This window comes from Catenibacterium sp. CAG:290 (assembly GCF_000437715.1).
Taxonomy (GTDB): domain Bacteria; phylum Bacillota_I; class Bacilli_A; order Erysipelotrichales; family Coprobacillaceae; genus Catenibacterium; species Catenibacterium mitsuoka_A.
Genome location: NZ_FR898870.1, coordinates 53,698 through 73,559, shown reverse-complemented (window position 1 = coordinate 73,559; position 19,862 = coordinate 53,698). Strand labels below are relative to the sequence as shown.

The window sequence follows — 19,862 nt, the reverse complement described above, 5'->3', positions numbered from 1 at the left end:
TTTTTATTAGCTTCTTCCTGTTACTGCTTTTCTTAAAAGCTGTTTATCAACCCAACGTGTAGAGAATCTAAAGTTCTTTTGCGCGAATACAAATGTGATTTCATTATTTGTATTGAAGTTGATTTTCTTCATCTTACGATAATCGATAAGAAGACGACCTACAAGCATATTTTTTCTACCAACTAATACAAGATTCGCAATCTGCATTGAATAGATGATTGAATAAATAGCCCATACACTTAAAGCGTTTGAAATGTAGTTCATTTTGTGAGCATTGTATGTTGAAATCATAAAAGCGATACAACCAAATAATACTACAAAATAAAGTACTGTAAGACCAATATAAAAAGCCTTACCTGCAGGACTCATACAGAATTTTAATGAATGATCTCTTTTCTTAGATTTAATAATAGTTACAACTACATTCACAATCATATATGTAAAGTAGAGACCAACGAGTCCAACAAGAAATGCAAGTATAATTAAAACCTGATCCATTCTGTTCTCTCCTTTATTCTTCTTATAATTATACATTGAACTGTTCAATTTGGCTATACCCTATTTGTATGGACAAATGAAAAAGAAGAAGTATAATACATAAAAAAGGGGGAAAATGAAAATGTATACACTTCGTTACACAATACAGAACGATCAATGCGACTATACAGGTCGTTTAAGAGATGAAAATATTTTTGTCTATTTCTCACGTCTAGCAACTGCAGATGGTTCTCTATCAGGGTTCTATAAAGAATCCATGAAAGGGAAGTATGGATATGTTGTTTCTAAACAATCACTTATATTAACTGAACCTATTTATGAAGATGATGAAATTACTCTTACTACAGATATTGGACATTATTCCAATGTGATTTTTCCTCGATTCTACTATGTAGAAAAAGAAGGTAGACGTATTGGTGAATGTCGTTCTATCTGGACTCTTATTGACCTAAAGAGACGTCGTATTACATCTCCTAAGCGTGCAGGACTCACTCTTCCTGATAATCCAGACTTGGTCAAAGAAGACCCAGAAACACTCTTTACGCAAGATGATAGACAATTAGTAAATACTTATACTGTACCTTATAGTGATATAGATACAAATAGACATTTAAACAATACCCATTATTTACGTATTGCGTCTAACTTGATTCCTGTAGAAGCCTATGAAAATCATTTTATGGATTCTATTTCTATTAACTATAAAAAAGAAATACTCGCTCATCAGACAATTGAACTCTATCTCACTCATATTGATGATACCTATATCATTGAAGGAGATGTAGAAGGAGAAAACTGCTTTATTGTGAAAATTCATATGAAGGAGTATACAAAATGAAAAAAGAACTTCCTATCATGATCTTTCATAAAGGCAATCAAGACTATTATGGTGGAGATCAGGATTGGTTTCCTGATGAATGGGCAAGACGTGCAGGATGTGCAAGTGTTTGTGCTGCAGATATGGCCTGTTTCTATGAACATAAGCTAGATATCTCTTATCCAGATTTTCTAGAATTGATGACGAAGATGTTTAAAATCAATACGCCAGGTATTATGGGTTTCCCTTATTTTTATAAGTTTGCGAAGAACTTTAAGAAGTATATGAAACATATTGGTTTAGATGTAGAACCTATTTATCAGAAGATTACTGAATCTCCTGAACAGGGTGTACATTTTGTGAAAACAGCTATTGATCAGGGGCATCCTATTGGTATGTTGATCTTAACTCATGAAGCACAGATATTAGAAGAAGAAACATGGCATTGGATGTGTATTACTGGTTATGAAGAAACAGCCTCTGATACATCTATTATCTTCTCATCATGTGGTGAACGTGTATGTGTAGGTGCTTCTACACTCTTTAATAAGAGTCATAAGAATATTGTAAAGCTTGTAACGTTTGATTAAAAAGGAGATGTCGCCATCTCCTTTTAAAATTCCATAGGACTATATAAATTAATCTCAAGATGAGTGATTGGTTCTTCAAACTTGATATAGGCTGCATGAAGTGCTAGACGTGGATAATCAGAGCCTTCATTATAAAGGGAATCACCTAGAATAGGATGACCAATAGAAGCCATATGAACACGGATCTGATGCTTTCTACCAGTCTCTAGACGACATCTTACAAGTGCATGATCTTCCTTATTTTCTAGACACTGGTAATAAGTCACAGCAGGAATACCCTTAGAATAAACACGCATCTTAGAAGGACTATGTCTATCCTTACCTAAGTTCTGTTCAATCTTATATTCCTTACCTTCTTTGATATGCCCCTCTACATAAGCCAGATATTCTCTCTGTATCTCTTTAATAGACAATGCATGATCTAGATAAGCCTGTATTAAATGACACTTACAGAATACTACTAAACCGCTTGTATCATTATCTAAACGATGAATATAACGAACAGGAATATCATATCCCTGTGTCATATAATAAGCACTCACTCGATTAGATAAGCTGTCTGTCTTATGAGGATCATCTGGATAAACCGCAATCCCAATAGGCTTATTCACAACAAGAATCAGATCATCCTCATATACAATATCTATATCCTGAAAGTCAGGAGCATATGTTTCATCATCATGTTCATAAGCAAGAACATCTAATACATCATTTGTATGAAGTATAGGATTCATATTAAATACATGATTGATTTTATAGTCTTTATTCTGTTTTAATAAATGAATTGTTTTGCGTGATAAATGCAGATCTGCCCACAAATCAGATAAAGGACGATTTTCATATTCTTCATCAATGGTGATAAGAAGATGCTGTCCTTGTTTCTTTATTCTCATGGACGATATACAGTGACTTTGATATCAATAGTGACATCAAGTGCTTCTAATGTATCAAGAACATCACGCTTTTCTTTCTTGATATGATAATAATGTGGTGTCATCTTTAAAAGATTTAATGCATCTTCACGATTCTTAATAGAAATAGTTTTCTTAAAATCATGACTCTCTAATACATTGAATGGAAGACGGATATACTTATCAGACTTAGTCCTTACTTCATCATAAATCAAATGTTTAATTTCGATTAAGTGATCTCTATTAGCAGTTACATGGATAATATAACCATCCTCTTTAATACATCTAGCAAGTTCTTCCTGATTGACTACAGTGAACATTGCGGTAATAACATCCATAGAATGATCAAGTACTGGAATATTCTTAGAATTACCTACAATCCAGTGAATAGACTTATCATACTGTGTAGCCATTCTTACAGCAAGTTTAGAAATATCTAAACCACAATAAGTATTCTCATCACCAAGAATCTGTTTCATACGATATGTATAATAGCCTTCACCACAACCTAGATCTAGGATATTTAAAGGACCTTCCTTCTTCTTGATTTCATTTACTACTTCAAAAAGAATAGGATCATAATAACCCTTATCAAGATAAGCCTTTCTCGCAATCAATGATTCCTTAGAATCACCTGGATTATTAGATGCCTTATCAGGATTTAAAAGTAGATTCATATACCCTTGACGGGCAATATCATAACAATGGTTATTAATGCATTTACATATTTTACCTTCAATTTCTAAAGGTTCATGACATTTAGGACATGCAAGTATACTCATTTTTATTTACCTCGTTTCTATTACTTATTCGCAATGATATAATAGCATACTTTACTTGAAAGTTGTAAAATTAATATGAAAGAGAGGAATAACATGAACATAAAAAAAGCTTTTTCTAACAGTCTTCTTTCACTTCTCTATAAGAAGCCGCTTTCTAAAATCACCATAGGCGATTTACTAGAGGATACTGAACTCTCAAGACAGACATTCTATAATCATTTTCTAGATAAGAATGATCTTATTGCCTATGTTTATGATACAGTGATTGTGAATCAGTTTGATGAAGATATGTCTATTGACTTTAAATCATCACTCACTCAGACATTAAACAGCTTAAAGAAATATGAAACATTCGTTGAACAAGCCTGTTTAATAGATGGACAGAATTCATTAAAGGAGCATATGCTTTACCATTGTATAGCGTTTGATTTAAAATGGCATGAACACTGTATAGGAGAACCATTATCCAAAGAACTTAAATTTGCGACACTCTACCATACCAATGCCTCTCACAGTATGGTCCTTCAATGGATTCTAGATGGTATGAAAGAGCCAATAGATGAACTTGTAGACAACATCAATCATATGCGTTACTTAGGTTTAAAGGATTTATTGAAAGATCATTCTCCATATAGATAATTACCGCTATTTGTCTACTTATGGATAGAAGTACTTTTTTGTCTTTCGCTATTTATTCTTATATATATTATGATAAGTCCAGGAGGAAATTATGAGATATACACAGATTGGTTCATTAAAGGTTTCTAAGGCTTGTTTAGGATGTATGGGATTTGGAGATGCATCTCAAGGTATGCATTCCTGGACATTACCTTATGAAGACTCTAAAAAGATTATTTTCCATGCTTTAGAATCAGGTATCAACTTCTTTGATACAGCGATGGCTTATCAATCAGGCACAAGTGAAGAATACTTAGGACGTGCTATTAAAGAGTATGGACATCGTGAAGATGTTATTATTGCGACTAAGTATACCCCTAAGAGTGATGATTCTATTGATTCAAGAACATATTTAACTGAGTGTTTGAATAATAGTTTAAGAAGATTACAGACTGATTATATTGATCTCTATATTATGCATATGTGGGATTATCAAACACCTATTGAAGAAACATTAGAAATACTCAATGACTTCATTAAAGAAGGTAAAATCAAAGAAATAGGTATTTCCAACTGTTTTGCATATCAATTAGCAATGGCCAATACTATTGCGAAAGAAAGAGGCTTGCAAGGGTTTGTAAGTGTACAGGGACACTATAATCTGATCTTTAGAGAAGAAGAAAGAGAAATGAAGCGTTATTGTGATGAACAAGGTATAGCGATGACACCATATAGTGCACTTGCATCAGGACGTCTAGCAAAGCATCCGGGAGAAACATCACAAAGACTTGAAAAAGATACATATGCGAAAGGTAAATATGATGCATCAAGTGATTTAGATTTAAAAATCATTCAACGTGTAGAAGAACTTGCATTAAAGCATCATGTTTCTATGAGTGAAGTATCATTATCCTGGTTGATGTCTAAAGTAGCATCACCAGTTGTAGGGGCGACTAAACTTAAACATGTTGATACAGCTGTACTTGCGACAGAACTTGAATTAAGTGAAGAAGAAAAACAATATCTAGAAGAACCATATCAGCCACATCCACTCGTAGGTGTCATGGCAACGAATACTAAATAGTCACATTATTTGTGACTATTTTTGTGTTCTATAGTATAATAAATGAGGTGAAGGAGGAGATACTTATGGGACTATTTTCTAGAAAATCAAAGGTGGATTATGACCTTGTATTTAGAGAACAATATAAATCATTAAATCGTGTTCATCAGCAGGCCCGTGATGAATTAGATTACAAAGTAAAAGAATCATTAATGGAGGTTGTAGTAGAAAAATATCGTGAACTACTAGAACTCATTGATAAAGGGGCTAAACAAGACCCTAAACACTTTGAAGCATTAAAAAAGAATGCGGAAGATGAATTACAGACTATTAAGAATATTAATGAAGATGCATAGAGGAGAAAAATATGAAGTTATATAAAAAAGGTGATGACTCCTCTTATACATTGGGTGTCTTTCCTACAATAGAATTATTAGAACATAAACCAAATATTGTGAAAAGAGTTGTTGTACACTCTTCAATAGAAGAAAACAGAGGATATCCTAAAATCAAGGAATTATGTGCATTACATCATATTCCTATTGATGTGCATGATGCGACAATTAATAAGCTTTCACCAAAGTCTAATTGTTATGCGATCGGGGTATTTAAAACATTCTATGAACCTTTACAGAAGGGAAATCATATTGTATTAGTGAATCCTATGGATATGGGTAATATGGGTACAATTATGCGTACAATGTTAGGATTTGGTTATCAGGACTTAGCTATTATTCGTCCAGCAGTCGATATCTTTAATCCTCATGTTGTCCGTTCTTCTATGGGTGCATTATTCTCTTTACGTATTCATTATTATGAAAGTATTGATGAGTATCTTAAAGAGTTTGGTGATCATCAATGTTATCCATTTATGTTGAAGGGGGCTAAGAATATCCATCAGGTGAAACCTGTGACACCTCATTCACTGATCTTTGGAAATGAATCATCAGGACTCGATGATATTTATATGACATATGGACAAAGTGTCTTTATTCCTCATACGAATGCGATTGATTCACTTAACTTAGCACAGTCTGTCGGTATTGGTTTATTCCACTTCTCACAGGATGCATTTAATAAACAGGAGGTATTGCGATGAAATATGATTTTGATACAGTCTATGATAGACATCATACAAACTGCGCAAAATATGATTCCGGTCATACAGATGATCCTGATATGATTCCTATGTGGGTTGCAGATATGGATTTCAAAACATTACCAGATATTCCAGAAGCACTCTCTAAACGTGTGTTAGATGGTATTTATGGTTATAGTACAATTCCGGAAGAATACTTGGAAAGTGTTGTAGGATGGATGGAACGTAGACATGATTTCCATGTTGAAAAAGACTGGATTGTCCCTACACCGGGTGTTGTCACTGCCTTTCATCTTGCAGTAGAAGCTTATACAAAAAAAGAGGAGAGTGTATTGGTTCTTACACCAGTTTATTATCCATTCTATCGTGCTATTAAAAACAATGGCAGACGTATAGTAAGAATGCCTCTTGATCTAAAAGATAACCAATATACACTTGATTACAAAGCATTTGAAACTAAGATTATAGAAGAAAATGTCAAGATGATGATCTTCTGTAATCCACATAATCCAGTGGGTAAAGTATGGACTAAAGAAGAACTAAAAACAATTGGAGATATCTGTAAAAAACATAACGTTTTTGTAGTATCGGATGAAATCCATATGGACTTTGTCTATGCGCCTCATAAGCATATCGCATTCTATGAAGTAGATCCTGAATATAAGAACTTTTCAATTGTATTAACTGCAGCATCTAAGACATTCAACTTAGCTGCACTTCAGACTTCTGCAGCTATTATTGCGGATGAAAAGCTAAGAGACCAATTTAAGAAAGTGAAGATGAGTCATTCTATTTCTGATCCTACAATATTAGGATTTATTGCGACAACAGTCGCTTATACTAAAGGTGATGAATGGGTGGATCAGCTTCTAGATTATATTAAAGGTAATATGGATTATCTTGATTACTTCCTTAAAACTGAATGTCCTGGGGTATCTTTAATTGATCCACAAGGCTTATATCTTGCCTGGGTGGATATGAGAACACTTGGTATGAGTAATGAAGAGCAGGAAGACTTCATGTTACATAAAGCACATCTTTGGTTAGATGAAGGTTATGTGTTTGGTGAAGAAGGATCAGGTTTTGAAAGATTTAACTTAGCATGTCCTAGAAGTACTTTAGAAAAAGCTTGTTTACAGTTAAAGAAGGCATTAGATGAAAAATCTGCATAGTTTAAGACTTCAGGGATATATCGATGATCTTCCATTAGATTGTGCTTGTGAATATACGAATCGACAATTAAAGAAGTTTCTTCATACAGATATTGCCTATCAACAGACACTTGCAATACGCTTATTAAATAAGCGTATTGGCTATCAAAAAGACTATCAGAAGCAGTTAAAAGAGATGCTTGATGATAATCCTGCTTATTATACAAAGCAGGAAATAGAAGGCTTTTTAAGACTTCTAAATGAAAAAGAAAATAAAGTAAAATAAAAACGTTTACATCATTTAATTTTTCTAGTAATAGACAAGAAAAAAGAGTATTATGGAAGTATAAAAGAAAAGGAGAGATAATATTATGGGATTAGTTTCCGCAACAGAAATGTTAAAAAAGGCTAAAGCAGGCCATTATGGTGTTGGACAGTTCAACATCAATAACCTTGAATGGACAAAGTCTATTCTTTTAGAAGCACAGGAATTAAATGCACCAGTAATCTTAGGTGTATCTGAAGGTGCTGCAAAATATATGACAGGTTTCACAACTGTAGCTGCTATGGTTAAAGCAATGGTAGAATCTTTAAATATCACTGTACCAGTAGCATTACACTTAGACCACGGTTCATATGAAGGTGCTAAGGCAGCATTAGCAGCTGGATTCACTTCAATCATGTTCGATGGTTCTCATTATTCAATCGAAGAAAACATCGAAAAGACTAAGGAATTAGTTGAATTATGCCATGCTAAAGGTGTATCTATCGAAGCTGAAGTAGGTTCAATCGGTGGAGAAGAAGATGGTGTTATTGGTATGGGTGAAGTAGCAGATCCTAAAGAATGTAAGATGATTGCTGACTTAGGAGTTGACTTCTTAGCTGCTGGTATCGGTAATATCCATGGTGTATACCCTGCAAACTGGGCTGGTTTACAGTTCGAAGCATTAGATGCTATCCAGAAAGAAACTGGTATCTTACCATTAGTTCTTCATGGTGGTTCAGGAATACCTGATGAACAGGTTAAGAAAGCAATTGGCTTAGGTGTATCTAAGATCAACGTTAACACTGAATGTCAGTTATACTTCCAGAAAGCTACTAGAAAGTACATTGAAGAAGGTAAGGATCAGCAGGGTAAAGGTTATGACCCTCGTAAATTACTTGCTCCAGGTGCTCAGGCTATCAGAGACTGCGTAAAAGACAGAATGGAAGTATTTGATTGCATCGGTAAAGCTGCTGAATAATTCATTTAAGAGAGAAGCTGAGGCTTCTCTTTTTTTTATGCAAATAAAAAGATTCCTACCACAAATGTGGTAGGAATACCTATGTTAGTTCCAGTAATCTAATTGATCATAATCAGTATAATGTGTTGAGGATGCAAGTTTCTTATAGTTATCTTTATTCATTCTCGCATATTCTTTTATTTGAGATTGATCACTCTTATTTGATTTAGTCACAAGTACATCTGATTCACTTGATAGTCTATAGAAACGATATGCATCATTCTTTATCACAACAGTATAAGAAGGTGAACCATAACGTGTTTTACTTTCATCATACTTCTGTATACCATTGGGTAAATGATCTATAAAATCAACATCTTTTAATTTATTAGATATAGAAATTGACTTATAGAAAGAATAACCTTTCTTTTTTTCTCCACTTATAGTAACTTCTGATAAATAAGAACTAGAACTAGGTACTACAAATACTGCAATAACTGCAATGACTAAACAAACAACAATACTTACAATAATCTTTTTTGATTTCATAGGATCTCCTTGTATTTGAGTTTATTATTATAATATACAAAAATTAACGGGCTATTAGTAAAGTAACTCTAAATATGTTGCACTTGTGTATGTAATGTTTCTGGTTATATCTCATCCTTTCTTTGATTTGACATATAGCTTATACAACTGTTGATCACTGTTTGCTATTAAAATTCTACCATCAACTATCTGTTACATCAACGTTCAATTTCTATTAATCTTGACTTACCCTATAACCCCCTAGTATACTAGGTATATGTAAAAGGAGGAATTGATTATGATGATATCAACTAAAGGACGTTATGCTTTACGTGTCATGATTGATTTAGCACAGCATGATCGTTCTAAATATATACCATTAAAAGAAATAGCTGCAAGACAGGATATCTCTGAAAAGTATCTAGAAATTATTATTAAATCTTTATCTAAAGAACACTTTGTAGAAGGTTTAAGAGGTAAAGGTGGGGGATACCGTTTAACACATGCTCCAGAAGACTATAGTGTTGCTTCTATTCTTAAGATTACTGAAGGAACATTAGCTCCTGTATCATGTTTAGCAGATGAATGTAATACATGTGAAAGAGCATCTTATTGTAATACATTACCTATGTGGACTGGTTTACATAAAGTGATTACAGACTATTTAGAAGGTGTTTCTTTAAGTGATTTAGTACCTGCTTCATCAAATGGCGATGATTATGTCATATAATCATAAATAAAATCAATTAAATTTAGAAAATACGAAATATTCACAAAAAAACAATATAAATATAGTTGACTAGTAGGTTTATCACTGCTATAATCCTATTAACCTATCAAACAAATAGGGTTAAGGAGGAAACATACATGTCTAATAAAAACTATCATTTCGAAACACTTGCATTACACGTAGGACAGGAAGAAGCTGATCCAGTAACTGACGCTCGTGCAGTACCTATCTATCAGACTTCATCTTACGTTTTTCATAACTCAGATCATGCAGCAGCTAGATTCGCATTACAGGATGCTGGTAATATCTATGGTCGTCTAACAAACCCAACTGAAGATGTATTTGAAAAAAGAATTGCGGCTTTAGAAGGTGGTGTAGCCGCCTTAGCAGTAGGTTCTGGTGCAGCTGCAGTGACATATGCAGTACAAAACTTAGTGGCTGCAGGTGACCATATCGTATCTGCAGAAAACATCTATGGTGGAACATTCAACCTATTTAAACATACATTTACTGATTATGGTATTACTACTACATTCGTAGATGCATTAAATCCACAGGCATTTGAAGATGCTATCCAGGAAAACACAAAACTTGTTTATATTGAAACTTTAGGTAACCCTAATTCAGATGTTGTAGACATCGAAGCAATCGCAAAGATTGCACATAAACATGGTTTACCATTAGTTATTGATAACACATTTGGTACACCTTATTTAATTAGACCAATTGAATATGGTGCTGATGTTGTTATTCATTCAGCAACTAAGTTTATTGGTGGTCATGGTACTACTATTGGTGGTGTCATCGTTGATGCAGGTAAGTTTGACTGGGCGGCACATGCAGATAAATTTCCACAGCTTGTTGAGCCAAATCCATCTTATCATGGTGTAAGCTTTGCGAAAGATGTAGGAGCCGCTGCTTATATTACAAGAATTAGAGCTATTTTATTAAGAGACATGGGTGCTACTCTTTCACCAATTCATGCTTGGATCTTCTTACAGGGTCTAGAAACACTTTCATTACGTGTAGAAAGACAGGTAGAAAATACATTAAAGGTTGTAGAATACTTAAATAACCATCCACAGGTTGAATCTGTCTCACATCCTTCAGTATCTACAGACCCATCTCAGCAGGCATTATATAAGAAGTATTTCCCTAATGGTGGTGGATCAATCTTCACATTCAACATCAAGGGTGATGCAAGAAAAGCAAAAGATTTCATTGATAATTTACAGTTGTTCTCATTACTTGCAAACGTTGCAGATGTGAAATCTTTAGTTATTCATCCAGCTTCTACTACACATGCAGAAATGAATGAAGAAGAATTAAAGCAGGTAGGTATCCAGCAGAATTCTATTCGATTATCTATTGGTACTGAACATATTGATGATATTATTGCAGACTTAGATCAAGCTTTTGCTGCAGTAAAATAACAAATTCGGAGGAAAATTAACATGAGTAAGGTATACACTAGTGCTGACCAGTTAATTGGCCATACACCATTATTAGAATTAACACATTTAGAAAAGAAATATAACTTAGAAGCAAAGATCATCGCAAAGGTTGAATACTTCAATCCCGCAGGAAGTGTTAAGGATAGAATTGCGAAGAATATGCTTGATGAAGCAGAAAAAGCAGGCAAAATCAATAAAGATACTGTATTAATTGAACCTACTTCAGGTAATACAGGTATTGGTTTAGCTTCTGTTGCGGCTGCAAGAGGTTATCGTATTATTATTGTTATGCCAGAAACAATGTCTGTAGAAAGACGTACATTAATGAAAGCATATGGTGCTGAACTTGTCTTGACAGATGGAAGCAAGGGTATGAAGGGTGCTATTGCGAAAGCAAATGAACTTGCGGAAGGAATTGAAAACAGCTATATTCCAGGACAGTTCGTTAACCCAGCTAACCCACAGGCACACTATTTAACAACAGGACCAGAAATCTTTGAAGACTTAGATGGTCAGGTCGATTACTTTGTTGCTGGTGTAGGTACTGGTGGTACAGTGACTGGTGTAGGACAGTACTTAAAAGATAAGAAACCAGACGTAAAAGTCGTTGCAGTAGAACCAGATTCTTCTCCAGTATTATCTACTGGACAGGGTGGTGCACATAAGATCCAGGGTATCGGTGCAGGTTTTGTACCTGATGTCTTAGATACAAAGGTATATGATGAAATCATCCGTGTAACTAATGAAGATGCATTTGCGACTGGTAAAGAAGTAGGTCAGAATGAAGGTATCTTAGTAGGTATTTCTTCAGGTGCTGCTGTTTATGCTGCGATTGAACTTGCAAAAAGACCAGAAAACAAAGGAAAGACTATTGTAGCCTTACTACCAGATACAGGTGACCGTTATCTTTCTACTCCTTTATTCCAGGATTAATATAAAAACCAAGGCATTTTAATGACTTATATCCAGAAGTCTTTAGATGAACTCTATGAAAAAATGCCTGTGCCTATTCCACAAGTTAAGTTAGTACAATGTAAATACAACAATGATTCTAACCTAATCGGTGCACTTGCAAACTATAAGAAAGTATACTAAAAGAGGCTCAAACGAGCCTCTTGTTTTTATTCTGCTGATTCAGCAACTGATTTCTTTAAATCTTCGATAGCAACTCTAATTCTTCTTAAAGTTTCTTCTTTGCCAAGAATATGAGCAATTTCTACAGCACCACCAGGAGTAAATGCTTTATTAGATAATGCAACACGGATAGGCCACATAATACGTCCATTCTTTAATTCATGGCTCTTAGCGATATCCATCATCATATTCATTAATCCTTCGTCATCATTATAATCTTCCCACTTTTCAAGTTCTGGTAAAGATAATTCTAATGCTTCTAAAGAGTTTTCAGGATTAGTCTTCATCTTCTTATGTTTATAGATAGATGCATCAAATGGTAATGTTTCATTTACGAAGTCCATTAATTCTGGGATATCAGCTAATCTTTCAACACGTGGCTGTAATGCTTTAGAGATTTCTAATGTATTTACAGGAATAGTGATGAAGTCATAGTAAGGAGATGCCACTTTGTGGAATTCTTCTAATGACATGTTTCTTAAATAAACACCATTCATCCATTTTAACTTATCAATATCAAAGATAGCTGGAGCTTTAGAAATATGTTCAATGTTGAACTGTTTGATTAAATCATCTAATGAAAGGATTTCTTCATCAGCTGGAGACCATCCAAGTAATGCGATGTAGTTAAGGATAGCATCTTTTAAATAACCCTGTTTTGTTAAATCCTGGTAAGATGCATCACCATTTCTCTTAGATAGCTTAGCATGTTCATCCTTCATTACTGGTGGTAAATGGATGTAAGTAGGTCTATTCCATCCATATGCATCATATAGAAGGTTATATTTAGGTGTAGAAGCTAAATATTCATTACCACGTACAACATGAGTAATACCCATTAAATGGTCATCTACAACGTTCGCAAAGTTATAAGTAGGGAATCCATCACTCTTAATTAAGATAGAATCATTTAAAGTAGTACAATCTACTTCAATATGACCATAGATTTCATCATCAAAAGTAGCCTTACCCTTATCAGGAATAGTCTGTCTAATAACATAAGGAACACCTGCTGCAAGCTTTTCATCAATTTCAGCCTGATCAAGCATACGACAAGGATCATAATCATTGTCAGCATCTTTATCACAGAAACAATAATGAGCACCGCCTAGCTCAATAAGCTTCTTAGCATATTCATGATAAATAGGAAGTCTTTCAGACTGGATATAAGGTCCACAATCTCCAGGCTTATCTGGTCCTTCATCCCAGTTAAGACCAGTTTCAGTTAAAATATCATAAATTAACTGAGTTGCACCTTCCACTTCACGGTTCTGGTCAGTATCTTCAATTCTTAAAATAAAGTCGCCACCTTGATGTTTAGCGATTAAATAACAGTATAAAGCTGTTCTTAAATTACCGATATGCATGTACCCTGTAGGGCTTGGTGCAAATCTTGTACGAATTTTTGTCATTTTTCTCTTTACATCTCCTAAAATATATGTATAATATAAATTGCTGTTGGGGTATAGCCAAGCGGTAAGGCAGCAGACTCTGAATCTGCCATTTCACTGGTTCGAATCCAGTTACCCCAGCCATTTTTTTTATACAAACAAACATTTTTAAAAAGAAAGCTTTGCTTTCTTTTTTTATTCGCATAAAAAAATGGTAGTCCGTAGGGGGTTCGAACCCCTGAATGCTTGGATGAGAACCAAGTGTGTTGACCACTTCACCAACGGACCATGTGGTCATAGTATATCATGTTTTTTTTAAAAGTAAAATATTCTTTTATTAAAAAGGATTATTTACTTTCTGTTTTCTTTGTGATTTTCAGTAAAATACTATATAATGAATTCGTCGAGATAAATACCAATATTTTGACTTTAACTTATTAACTATTAACTTAAAAGTTTTTTAATATATATACATAAATTTTAAATAACCTTAACGAAAGGATTGAATAGAAATGGCAGAAGAAGTAATTGCTATTGAAGGTGGACATAAACTTAATGGAACAGTGACTATTTCAGGTGCGAAGAATGCAACTGTAGCGCTTATTCCTTCTATTGTATTATCAGATGAACCAGTTGAAATTTATAATGTACCAGAAATTTCAGATGTTGATGCGTTAACCGTATTATTAGAAGAATTGAATTGTGTTGTTGAAAGGGATATATCCGTAGGTGAAATCGGTGTAGACCCAAGAAATATGAAAAATATACCACTAGTAAGTAATGCAGTTGATAAATTAAGAGCGTCTTATTATTTTATGGGGGCATTACTAGGTAAATATAAAGAAGTCACTATTAGAATGCCTGGTGGCTGTTATTTGGGACCTCGTCCTATTGATCTTCATTTAAAAGGATTTGAAGCATTAGGTGCTGATATTAATTATGATGAAGAAACAGGAACATATCATTTAAAGGCTGATGAACTTATTGGAACTGAAATCTATCTAGATTTCGCTTCTGTAGGTGCTACTATCAATATTATGTTAGCTGCAGTTAAGGCTAAAGGTCGTACTGTTATTGAAAATGCAGCTAAGGAACCAGAAATCATTGATGTTGCAAACCTTCTTACTAAGATGGGCGCGAGAATTCGTGGTGTGGGTACAGATACTATTACTATTGATGGTGTAGAACATATGCATGGTGCATATCATGAAATTATTCCTGATCGTATTGAAGCAGGTACTTTCTTGATTATTGCAGCAGCTATTGGTGAAAAGATGGTTATCCAGAATATTATTCCACAGCATTTAGATGCGCTTATTTCTAAATTAAAGGAAATGGGCATTAAGATGGAAAAGATTGGCGATAGCATTGTTGTATATGGCAATGATGGAAACCTAAAGCCTGTTGAAGTACAGACACAGGTCTATCCAGGATTTGCGACTGACTTGCAGCAGCCTTTAACAACCCTATTGACTCAGGGTAATGGACAATCTAAAGTGTCTGAAACTATTTATAAAGAAAGATTCAAGCATTGTGCTCAGCTTAATAAAATGGGAGCAGATATTGAATTAGGTGAAGCGTGTGCTTATATAAAAGGCAAGACACCTCTACATGGTGCAAGAGTAATGGCTACAGATTTACGCTGTGGTGCGGCTCTTGTGGTGGCTGGTTTAATGGCAGAAGGTAAAACAGAAATTACAAATGTCTATCATATTGACCGTGGTTATGATAATATAGACCACAAGCTCATCACATTAGGAGCACACATTACTCGTTATATGATTGACGATTAATGTTGATAGGAGGAGAAGCTATGAGTGACAAGTTAAAAGTTGGTATTTTAGGTGCGACTGGTATGGTTGGACAGAGATTTAATACTCTTCTAGATAACCATCCATGGTTTGAAGTGACTACACTTGCAGCAAGTAAGTCTAGTGCGGGAAAGACTTATGAAGAAGCAGTAAAAGGCAGATGGAAAATGGATACACCTATTCCTGAAGCAGTCAAGAACATTGTCGTAAAAGATGTTGCAGATGTAGAAGACATTGCGAAGGAAGTTGATTTTGTATTCTCAGCAGTAAATATGAGTAAAGAAGAAATCAAAGCAATTGAAGAAGCATATGCAAAAACAGAAACACCTGTTGTGTCAAACAACAGTGCACACAGATGGACACCTGATGTTCCTATGGTTATTCCAGAAATCAACCCAGAACATTATGCAGTCATCGAAGATCAGAGAAAGAGACTTGGAACTAAGAAAGGTTTTATCGCAGTAAAGCCTAACTGCTCAATCCAGTCTTATACACCTTGCTTAGCAGCATGGAAGGAATTTGAACCAACAAAGGTTGTAGTAAGTACATACCAGGCTATTTCTGGTGCTGGAAAGACTTTTAAGGAATGGCCAGAAATGGTAGGAAACATCATTCCTTTAATTAGTGGGGAAGAAGAAAAGTCTGAACAGGAACCATTAAAAGTATTTGGTCATATTGAAAATGGTGAAATCGTTAAAGCTGAAGGACCTATTATTAGTGCCCAGTGTATTCGTGTACCAGTATTAAATGGTCATACAGCAACTGTTTCTATTAGTTTCAATAAGAAGCCTACTAAAGAAGAATTAATTGATCGTTTAAATAACTTCAAGGGTCAGCCACAGGAATTTAAGCTTCCACATGCACCTGAACATTTCATCAGATACATGGAAGAAGAAAACCGTCCACAGGTTACATTAGATGTAGACTATGAAGGTGGTATGGGAGTTTCTATTGGTAGACTTAGAGAAGACAACATCTTCGATTATAAGTTTGTAGGTTTATCTCACAACACTCTAAGAGGTGCTGCAGGTGGTGCTGTTGAAAGTGCTGAAATGTTAACAAAATTAGGTTATATTACTAAGAAATAAATTTAAAAAAGCTATTGTATTTCAATAAAAAATGATGTACAATACATTAGCAACTTACTTTGAAGTAGCAAATATTTCAAGGCGGAAGGAGATAAGACAATGAGAGCTGGAATTCATCCAAATTACAAAAAAGTAAAAGTAATCTGCACATCATGTGGTAACGAATTTGAAACTGGTTCAGTTTTAGATGAAATCCGTGTGGATACTTGTTCAAACTGTCATCCATTCTACACTGGTAAACAGAGATTTGCGAGTGCTGATGGTAGAGTTGAAAAATTCAATAAGAAATACGGTCTTAAATAAGACGCAAGAACCTGTTTATACAGGTTCTTTTTTTGTATAAAAAAGATGTCAATACATTGTATTGACATCTACTTATGATATGTTTCATTCTTCATGATCTTAAATGCACGATAAATCTGTTCTACAAGAATCAGACGCATTAATTGATGTGGGAAAGTCATTGGTGAAAAAGATAATTTAAAATCAGCTCTTGTAAGAACATCCTCTCCATGTCCTAAAGATCCACCAATCACAAAATCAATAGTAGAATAACCATCAATCATCTTCTTCTCAATATACTGACTAAAAGTCACTGAATCCATTTCACGTGAAGCTACATCTAATAGAATCATAAAATCACTCTGTTTCACATGATCAAGAATCTTTCTTCCTTCTTTACTCTTTACAAGTGCCTCTTCTGCAAGAGAAGGATTATTAGGAATCTTTTCATCAGGTACTTCAATCAAATCTACATGGGCATAAGCACCAAGTCTTTTTACATACTCCTGTACACCATCTCTTAAATACTTCTCTTTTAACTTACCTACAGTAATAATCTTAATGTTCATATTTTCCTCCAGAAACAACAGATGTTTGACTTGCTGCTTTAATCATCTCTTTATCAAATTTTATGTTTTCTTCATCAAAGATAGAATAATAAGTTTCTAATGCTTTTTCTTTCGTATTGGCATCCTGTGATAAATGGGCTAGTACAATCTCTTTTGTATTCTCACCAATCACATCACACATTAAATGAGCACTATATTCATTATTTAAGTGTCCTGTATCTCCCATAATTCTATTCTTTAAAGAAAAAGGACGACGTGTAGCCATCAACATTTCTATGTCATGATTAGACTCTATAATATAATAATTCAAGTTGTGAATAAGTTCTTTATTCTTCTGTGATACATAACCTGTATCTGTCATATAGAGAAGTGTTTCATCCCCTTTGAATATAAATCCAATAGGATTAGTTGCATCATGTGAAAGACGTAATACATACACATCTATATCACCAAATGTATAACTTGTATAAGGAACAAGTTCATGATCCTCATCTAGATCCTCTATATTCCCTTTTGCGGTATATACCATTTCTTTATCAAATATATGTATATTTTTATTATGATCTGTATGATCATGGGTTAATAATACATAATCTATATCATCTATTGTATATCCAATTTCTTTTAATCGATAGACAAGCTGTTTCTTTGAGATACCACAATCTATTAAAATACCTGTAGTTTTTTCTACAATAAATGTGCTGTTTCCTTTAGAACCACTTGCTAAAACATGGTATTCCATAATCCACCTCTTTCCCATGCATTATAGCACATCTCATTATTTACAATAAAGTTTCTTACATATTCTTTTGAACTTGTGATAAAATAAACTTATAGAAGGAGGATTTGTCTTATGCCTAAAATTATTACAATCGCAAGAGAATATGGTTCTGGAGGACGTATCATAGCACAGAAAGTAGCCGATCTTTTAGGACTTGTTTATTACGATAATCAGATTATTGATTTAGCTGCACAGGAACTTGGATTTGATATTGAAACAATTAGGAAAGCAGCTCAGGAAAAGAGTTCAGGATTCCTTTATGGAATGGCTGGAGGTACTTTCCAAATGCCTTTAAATGATCAGGTTTTTGCGACACAATCTAAAATCATTCGTCATCTTGCAAATAACGATTCATGTATCATAGTAAATGGATGTGCTGATTATATTCTTGAAGATTATGATAAAGTATTAAGAGTCTTTGTCCATGCACCTCTTGAATCACGTATTAAGAGAGTAGAAGAAGAATATAAAGAAGAGCATGAGAATACAAAGAAGTATGTCATCTCAAGAGATAAGAAGAGATCTAACTACTATAATTACTACACAACAAATAAATGGGGTCAGTTAAAGAATTTTGACTTAACTATTAATAGTGATTATGGTTTAGATGAAGCTGCTGAAATTATTGCGGAAATGTATAAGAAATTATAATAATAAGAAGCTGTAATAGATGATCTATTACAGCTTTTACTATTAGAGATTGAATAAATATGTTAAAATAAGACGAAATCAAATAAAGGAGAACAATCATGGAAAAAATCTTATTTGAAATTGAAATGCAGGATGGCAATGTAATGAAGGGTGAATTATATCCTGAAGTAGCACCTATTACTGTAGAAAACTTTGTAAACTTAATTAAAAATAACTTCTTTGATGGCTTAATCTTCCATCGTGTTATCCCAGGATTCATGATCCAGGGTGGTGGATATGATACTGATATGAAAGAACATCCAGCAGCATCTATCAAGGGTGAATTTGCATCTAATGGTGTGACTAATAACCTAAAGCATACAAGAGGTGTTTTATCAATGGCAAGAACAATGGTTAAGGATTCTGCTTCATCTCAGTTCTTTATCATGCATGCTGACGCACCACATCTAGATGGTGACTATGCTGCTTTTGGTTTAATTACTGAAGGATTAGAAGAAGTAGATAAGATTGCGAATGTTAAAAGATCACCTTGGAATGATATGCCTAATGAACCACAGGTTATCAAGACAATGAAATTATTATAAAAAAACTGTTGCGAAATATTGAAATATTGATACAATCATATAATGACAGTAAATTTAGGCTATTCTTTATGAATAGCTTTTTTGTTGTCAGTTATGAATCAATGCCC

The 19,862-nt window shown here is 34.0% G+C and carries 25 protein-coding genes and 2 tRNA genes; 19 read left to right on the top strand and 8 right to left on the bottom strand.

Features of this window, described 5'->3' with window-relative positions:
- Positions 1 to 6: 6 nt before the first annotated feature.
- Entirely contained in the window at positions 7 to 498 is a 492-nt protein-coding gene (locus tag QVO42_RS10140) for a hypothetical protein (RefSeq protein WP_022425991.1), read from the bottom strand.
- 121 nt (positions 499 to 619) lie between these two features.
- Here QVO42_RS10140 and QVO42_RS10135 point away from each other — a divergent pair, with 121 nt between their 5' ends.
- Together QVO42_RS10135 and QVO42_RS10130 are read left to right on the top strand one after the other, a co-directional pair.
- Positions 620 to 1,336, top strand: coding sequence for an acyl-[acyl-carrier-protein] thioesterase (locus QVO42_RS10135; protein ID WP_022425990.1), 717 nt, complete (start codon positions 620 to 622; stop codon positions 1,334 to 1,336).
- Positions 1,333 to 1,905, top strand: a complete 573-nt coding sequence (locus tag QVO42_RS10130; RefSeq protein ID WP_022425989.1) for a hypothetical protein — start codon at positions 1,333 to 1,335, stop codon at positions 1,903 to 1,905. Before QVO42_RS10135 ends, QVO42_RS10130 begins: the two co-directional genes overlap by 4 nt.
- Positions 1,906 to 1,928: 23 nt before the next feature.
- Here the strand turns inward: QVO42_RS10130 and QVO42_RS10125 are convergent, their stop codons facing one another.
- A complete protein-coding gene (locus QVO42_RS10125) occupies positions 1,929 to 2,798 on the bottom strand; it encodes an RluA family pseudouridine synthase (RefSeq protein WP_022425988.1) in 870 nt (289 codons plus the stop codon).
- Complete coding sequence (locus QVO42_RS10120; protein WP_022425987.1) at positions 2,795 to 3,598, bottom strand: methyltransferase domain-containing protein; 804 nt, start codon at positions 3,596 to 3,598, stop codon at positions 2,795 to 2,797. The genes QVO42_RS10125 and QVO42_RS10120 overlap by 4 nt, the downstream gene beginning before the upstream one ends.
- A gap of 93 nt (positions 3,599 to 3,691) precedes the next feature.
- Between QVO42_RS10120 and QVO42_RS10115 the strand changes: the two genes are divergently transcribed.
- From QVO42_RS10115 to fba, 7 genes are all read left to right on the top strand, one after another.
- Positions 3,692 to 4,237: a TetR/AcrR family transcriptional regulator C-terminal domain-containing protein gene (locus QVO42_RS10115; RefSeq protein WP_022425986.1), complete on the top strand. Its 546-nt coding sequence runs from the start codon at positions 3,692 to 3,694 to the stop codon at positions 4,235 to 4,237.
- 91 nt (positions 4,238 to 4,328) lie between these two features.
- The gene (locus QVO42_RS10110; protein WP_022425985.1) at positions 4,329 to 5,300 is read left to right on the top strand and encodes an aldo/keto reductase; all 972 of its coding nucleotides are present in this window, start codon (positions 4,329 to 4,331) and stop codon (positions 5,298 to 5,300) included.
- Between the two features lie 65 nt (positions 5,301 to 5,365).
- Positions 5,366 to 5,635: a hypothetical protein gene (locus QVO42_RS10105; protein ID WP_022425984.1), complete on the top strand. Its 270-nt coding sequence runs from the start codon at positions 5,366 to 5,368 to the stop codon at positions 5,633 to 5,635.
- Between the two features lie 11 nt (positions 5,636 to 5,646).
- Positions 5,647 to 6,378 carry a TrmH family RNA methyltransferase gene (locus tag QVO42_RS10100; RefSeq protein WP_022425983.1) on the top strand — a complete coding sequence of 244 codons (732 nt, stop codon included), beginning with the start codon at positions 5,647 to 5,649 and terminating at the stop codon, positions 6,376 to 6,378.
- Positions 6,375 to 7,550 carry a MalY/PatB family protein gene (locus tag QVO42_RS10095; RefSeq protein ID WP_022425982.1) on the top strand — a complete coding sequence of 392 codons (1,176 nt, stop codon included), beginning with the start codon at positions 6,375 to 6,377 and terminating at the stop codon, positions 7,548 to 7,550. Before QVO42_RS10100 ends, QVO42_RS10095 begins: the two co-directional genes overlap by 4 nt.
- The gene (locus tag QVO42_RS10090) at positions 7,534 to 7,815 is read left to right on the top strand and encodes a hypothetical protein (RefSeq protein WP_022425981.1); all 282 of its coding nucleotides are present in this window, start codon (positions 7,534 to 7,536) and stop codon (positions 7,813 to 7,815) included. Before QVO42_RS10095 ends, QVO42_RS10090 begins: the two co-directional genes overlap by 17 nt.
- Before the next feature lie 85 nt (positions 7,816 to 7,900).
- On the top strand, positions 7,901 to 8,773 hold the full coding sequence (fba, locus tag QVO42_RS10085) for a class II fructose-1,6-bisphosphate aldolase (RefSeq protein ID WP_022425980.1): 873 nt from the start codon (positions 7,901 to 7,903) through the stop codon (positions 8,771 to 8,773).
- An 84-nt stretch (positions 8,774 to 8,857) separates the two neighbouring features.
- Here fba and QVO42_RS10080 read toward each other — a convergent pair whose 3' ends face one another.
- Positions 8,858 to 9,301: a hypothetical protein gene (locus tag QVO42_RS10080; RefSeq protein WP_022425979.1), complete on the bottom strand. Its 444-nt coding sequence runs from the start codon at positions 9,299 to 9,301 to the stop codon at positions 8,858 to 8,860.
- A gap of 277 nt (positions 9,302 to 9,578) precedes the next feature.
- Between QVO42_RS10080 and QVO42_RS10075 the strand changes: the two genes are divergently transcribed.
- The 4 genes from QVO42_RS10075 to QVO42_RS10060 all read left to right on the top strand — a co-directional run bounded on the left by QVO42_RS10075 (position 9,579) and on the right by QVO42_RS10060 (position 12,559).
- Positions 9,579 to 10,010, top strand: a complete 432-nt coding sequence (locus tag QVO42_RS10075; RefSeq protein WP_022425978.1) for an RrF2 family transcriptional regulator — start codon at positions 9,579 to 9,581, stop codon at positions 10,008 to 10,010.
- A 137-nt stretch (positions 10,011 to 10,147) separates the two neighbouring features.
- Complete coding sequence (locus tag QVO42_RS10070) at positions 10,148 to 11,443, top strand: O-acetylhomoserine aminocarboxypropyltransferase/cysteine synthase family protein (RefSeq protein ID WP_006507093.1); 1,296 nt, start codon at positions 10,148 to 10,150, stop codon at positions 11,441 to 11,443.
- A 21-nt stretch (positions 11,444 to 11,464) separates the two neighbouring features.
- Entirely contained in the window at positions 11,465 to 12,397 is a 933-nt protein-coding gene (cysK, locus tag QVO42_RS10065) for a cysteine synthase A (protein ID WP_022425977.1), read from the top strand.
- 21 nt (positions 12,398 to 12,418) lie between these two features.
- Positions 12,419 to 12,559, top strand: a complete 141-nt coding sequence (locus QVO42_RS10060; protein WP_022425976.1) for a hypothetical protein — start codon at positions 12,419 to 12,421, stop codon at positions 12,557 to 12,559.
- Positions 12,560 to 12,585: 26 nt separating this feature from the next.
- On the opposite strand, the gene gltX is transcribed toward QVO42_RS10060, so the two are convergent.
- Positions 12,586 to 14,010 carry a glutamate--tRNA ligase gene (gene gltX / locus QVO42_RS10055; protein WP_022425975.1) on the bottom strand — a complete coding sequence of 475 codons (1,425 nt, stop codon included), beginning with the start codon at positions 14,008 to 14,010 and terminating at the stop codon, positions 12,586 to 12,588.
- Between the two features lie 47 nt (positions 14,011 to 14,057).
- Between gltX and QVO42_RS10050 the strand changes: the two genes are divergently transcribed.
- Positions 14,058 to 14,133, top strand: a tRNA-Gln gene (locus tag QVO42_RS10050).
- Positions 14,134 to 14,201: 68 nt separating this feature from the next.
- On the opposite strand, the gene QVO42_RS10045 is transcribed toward QVO42_RS10050, so the two are convergent.
- Positions 14,202 to 14,277 (bottom strand) — tRNA-Glu (locus QVO42_RS10045).
- A 224-nt stretch (positions 14,278 to 14,501) separates the two neighbouring features.
- Between QVO42_RS10045 and murA the strand changes: the two genes are divergently transcribed.
- The 3 genes from murA to rpmE all read left to right on the top strand — a co-directional run bounded on the left by murA (position 14,502) and on the right by rpmE (position 17,191).
- A complete protein-coding gene (gene murA, locus QVO42_RS10040) occupies positions 14,502 to 15,782 on the top strand; it encodes a UDP-N-acetylglucosamine 1-carboxyvinyltransferase (RefSeq protein WP_022425974.1) in 1,281 nt (426 codons plus the stop codon).
- Positions 15,783 to 15,802: 20 nt separating this feature from the next.
- The gene (asd, locus tag QVO42_RS10035; protein WP_022425973.1) at positions 15,803 to 16,888 is read left to right on the top strand and encodes an aspartate-semialdehyde dehydrogenase; all 1,086 of its coding nucleotides are present in this window, start codon (positions 15,803 to 15,805) and stop codon (positions 16,886 to 16,888) included.
- A gap of 99 nt (positions 16,889 to 16,987) precedes the next feature.
- Positions 16,988 to 17,191 (top strand): 50S ribosomal protein L31, encoded by a 204-nt coding sequence (gene rpmE, locus QVO42_RS10030; RefSeq protein ID WP_006507087.1) that lies wholly within the window; start codon positions 16,988 to 16,990, stop codon positions 17,189 to 17,191.
- A 68-nt stretch (positions 17,192 to 17,259) separates the two neighbouring features.
- On the opposite strand, the gene rlmH is transcribed toward rpmE, so the two are convergent.
- Positions 17,260 to 17,739, bottom strand: coding sequence for a 23S rRNA (pseudouridine(1915)-N(3))-methyltransferase RlmH (rlmH, locus tag QVO42_RS10025; protein WP_022425972.1), 480 nt, complete (start codon positions 17,737 to 17,739; stop codon positions 17,260 to 17,262).
- On the bottom strand, positions 17,729 to 18,481 hold the full coding sequence (locus tag QVO42_RS10020; RefSeq protein ID WP_022425971.1) for an MBL fold metallo-hydrolase: 753 nt from the start codon (positions 18,479 to 18,481) through the stop codon (positions 17,729 to 17,731). The genes rlmH and QVO42_RS10020 overlap by 11 nt, the downstream gene beginning before the upstream one ends.
- Positions 18,482 to 18,592: 111 nt before the next feature.
- On the opposite strand from QVO42_RS10020, the gene QVO42_RS10015 reads away from it, so the two are divergent.
- Both QVO42_RS10015 and QVO42_RS10010 read left to right on the top strand, forming a co-directional pair.
- Positions 18,593 to 19,171 (top strand): cytidylate kinase-like family protein, encoded by a 579-nt coding sequence (locus QVO42_RS10015; RefSeq protein ID WP_022425970.1) that lies wholly within the window; start codon positions 18,593 to 18,595, stop codon positions 19,169 to 19,171.
- Positions 19,172 to 19,269: 98 nt separating this feature from the next.
- A complete protein-coding gene (locus QVO42_RS10010) occupies positions 19,270 to 19,755 on the top strand; it encodes a peptidylprolyl isomerase (protein WP_022425969.1) in 486 nt (161 codons plus the stop codon).
- The last annotated feature ends 107 nt before the right edge of the window (positions 19,756 to 19,862 follow it).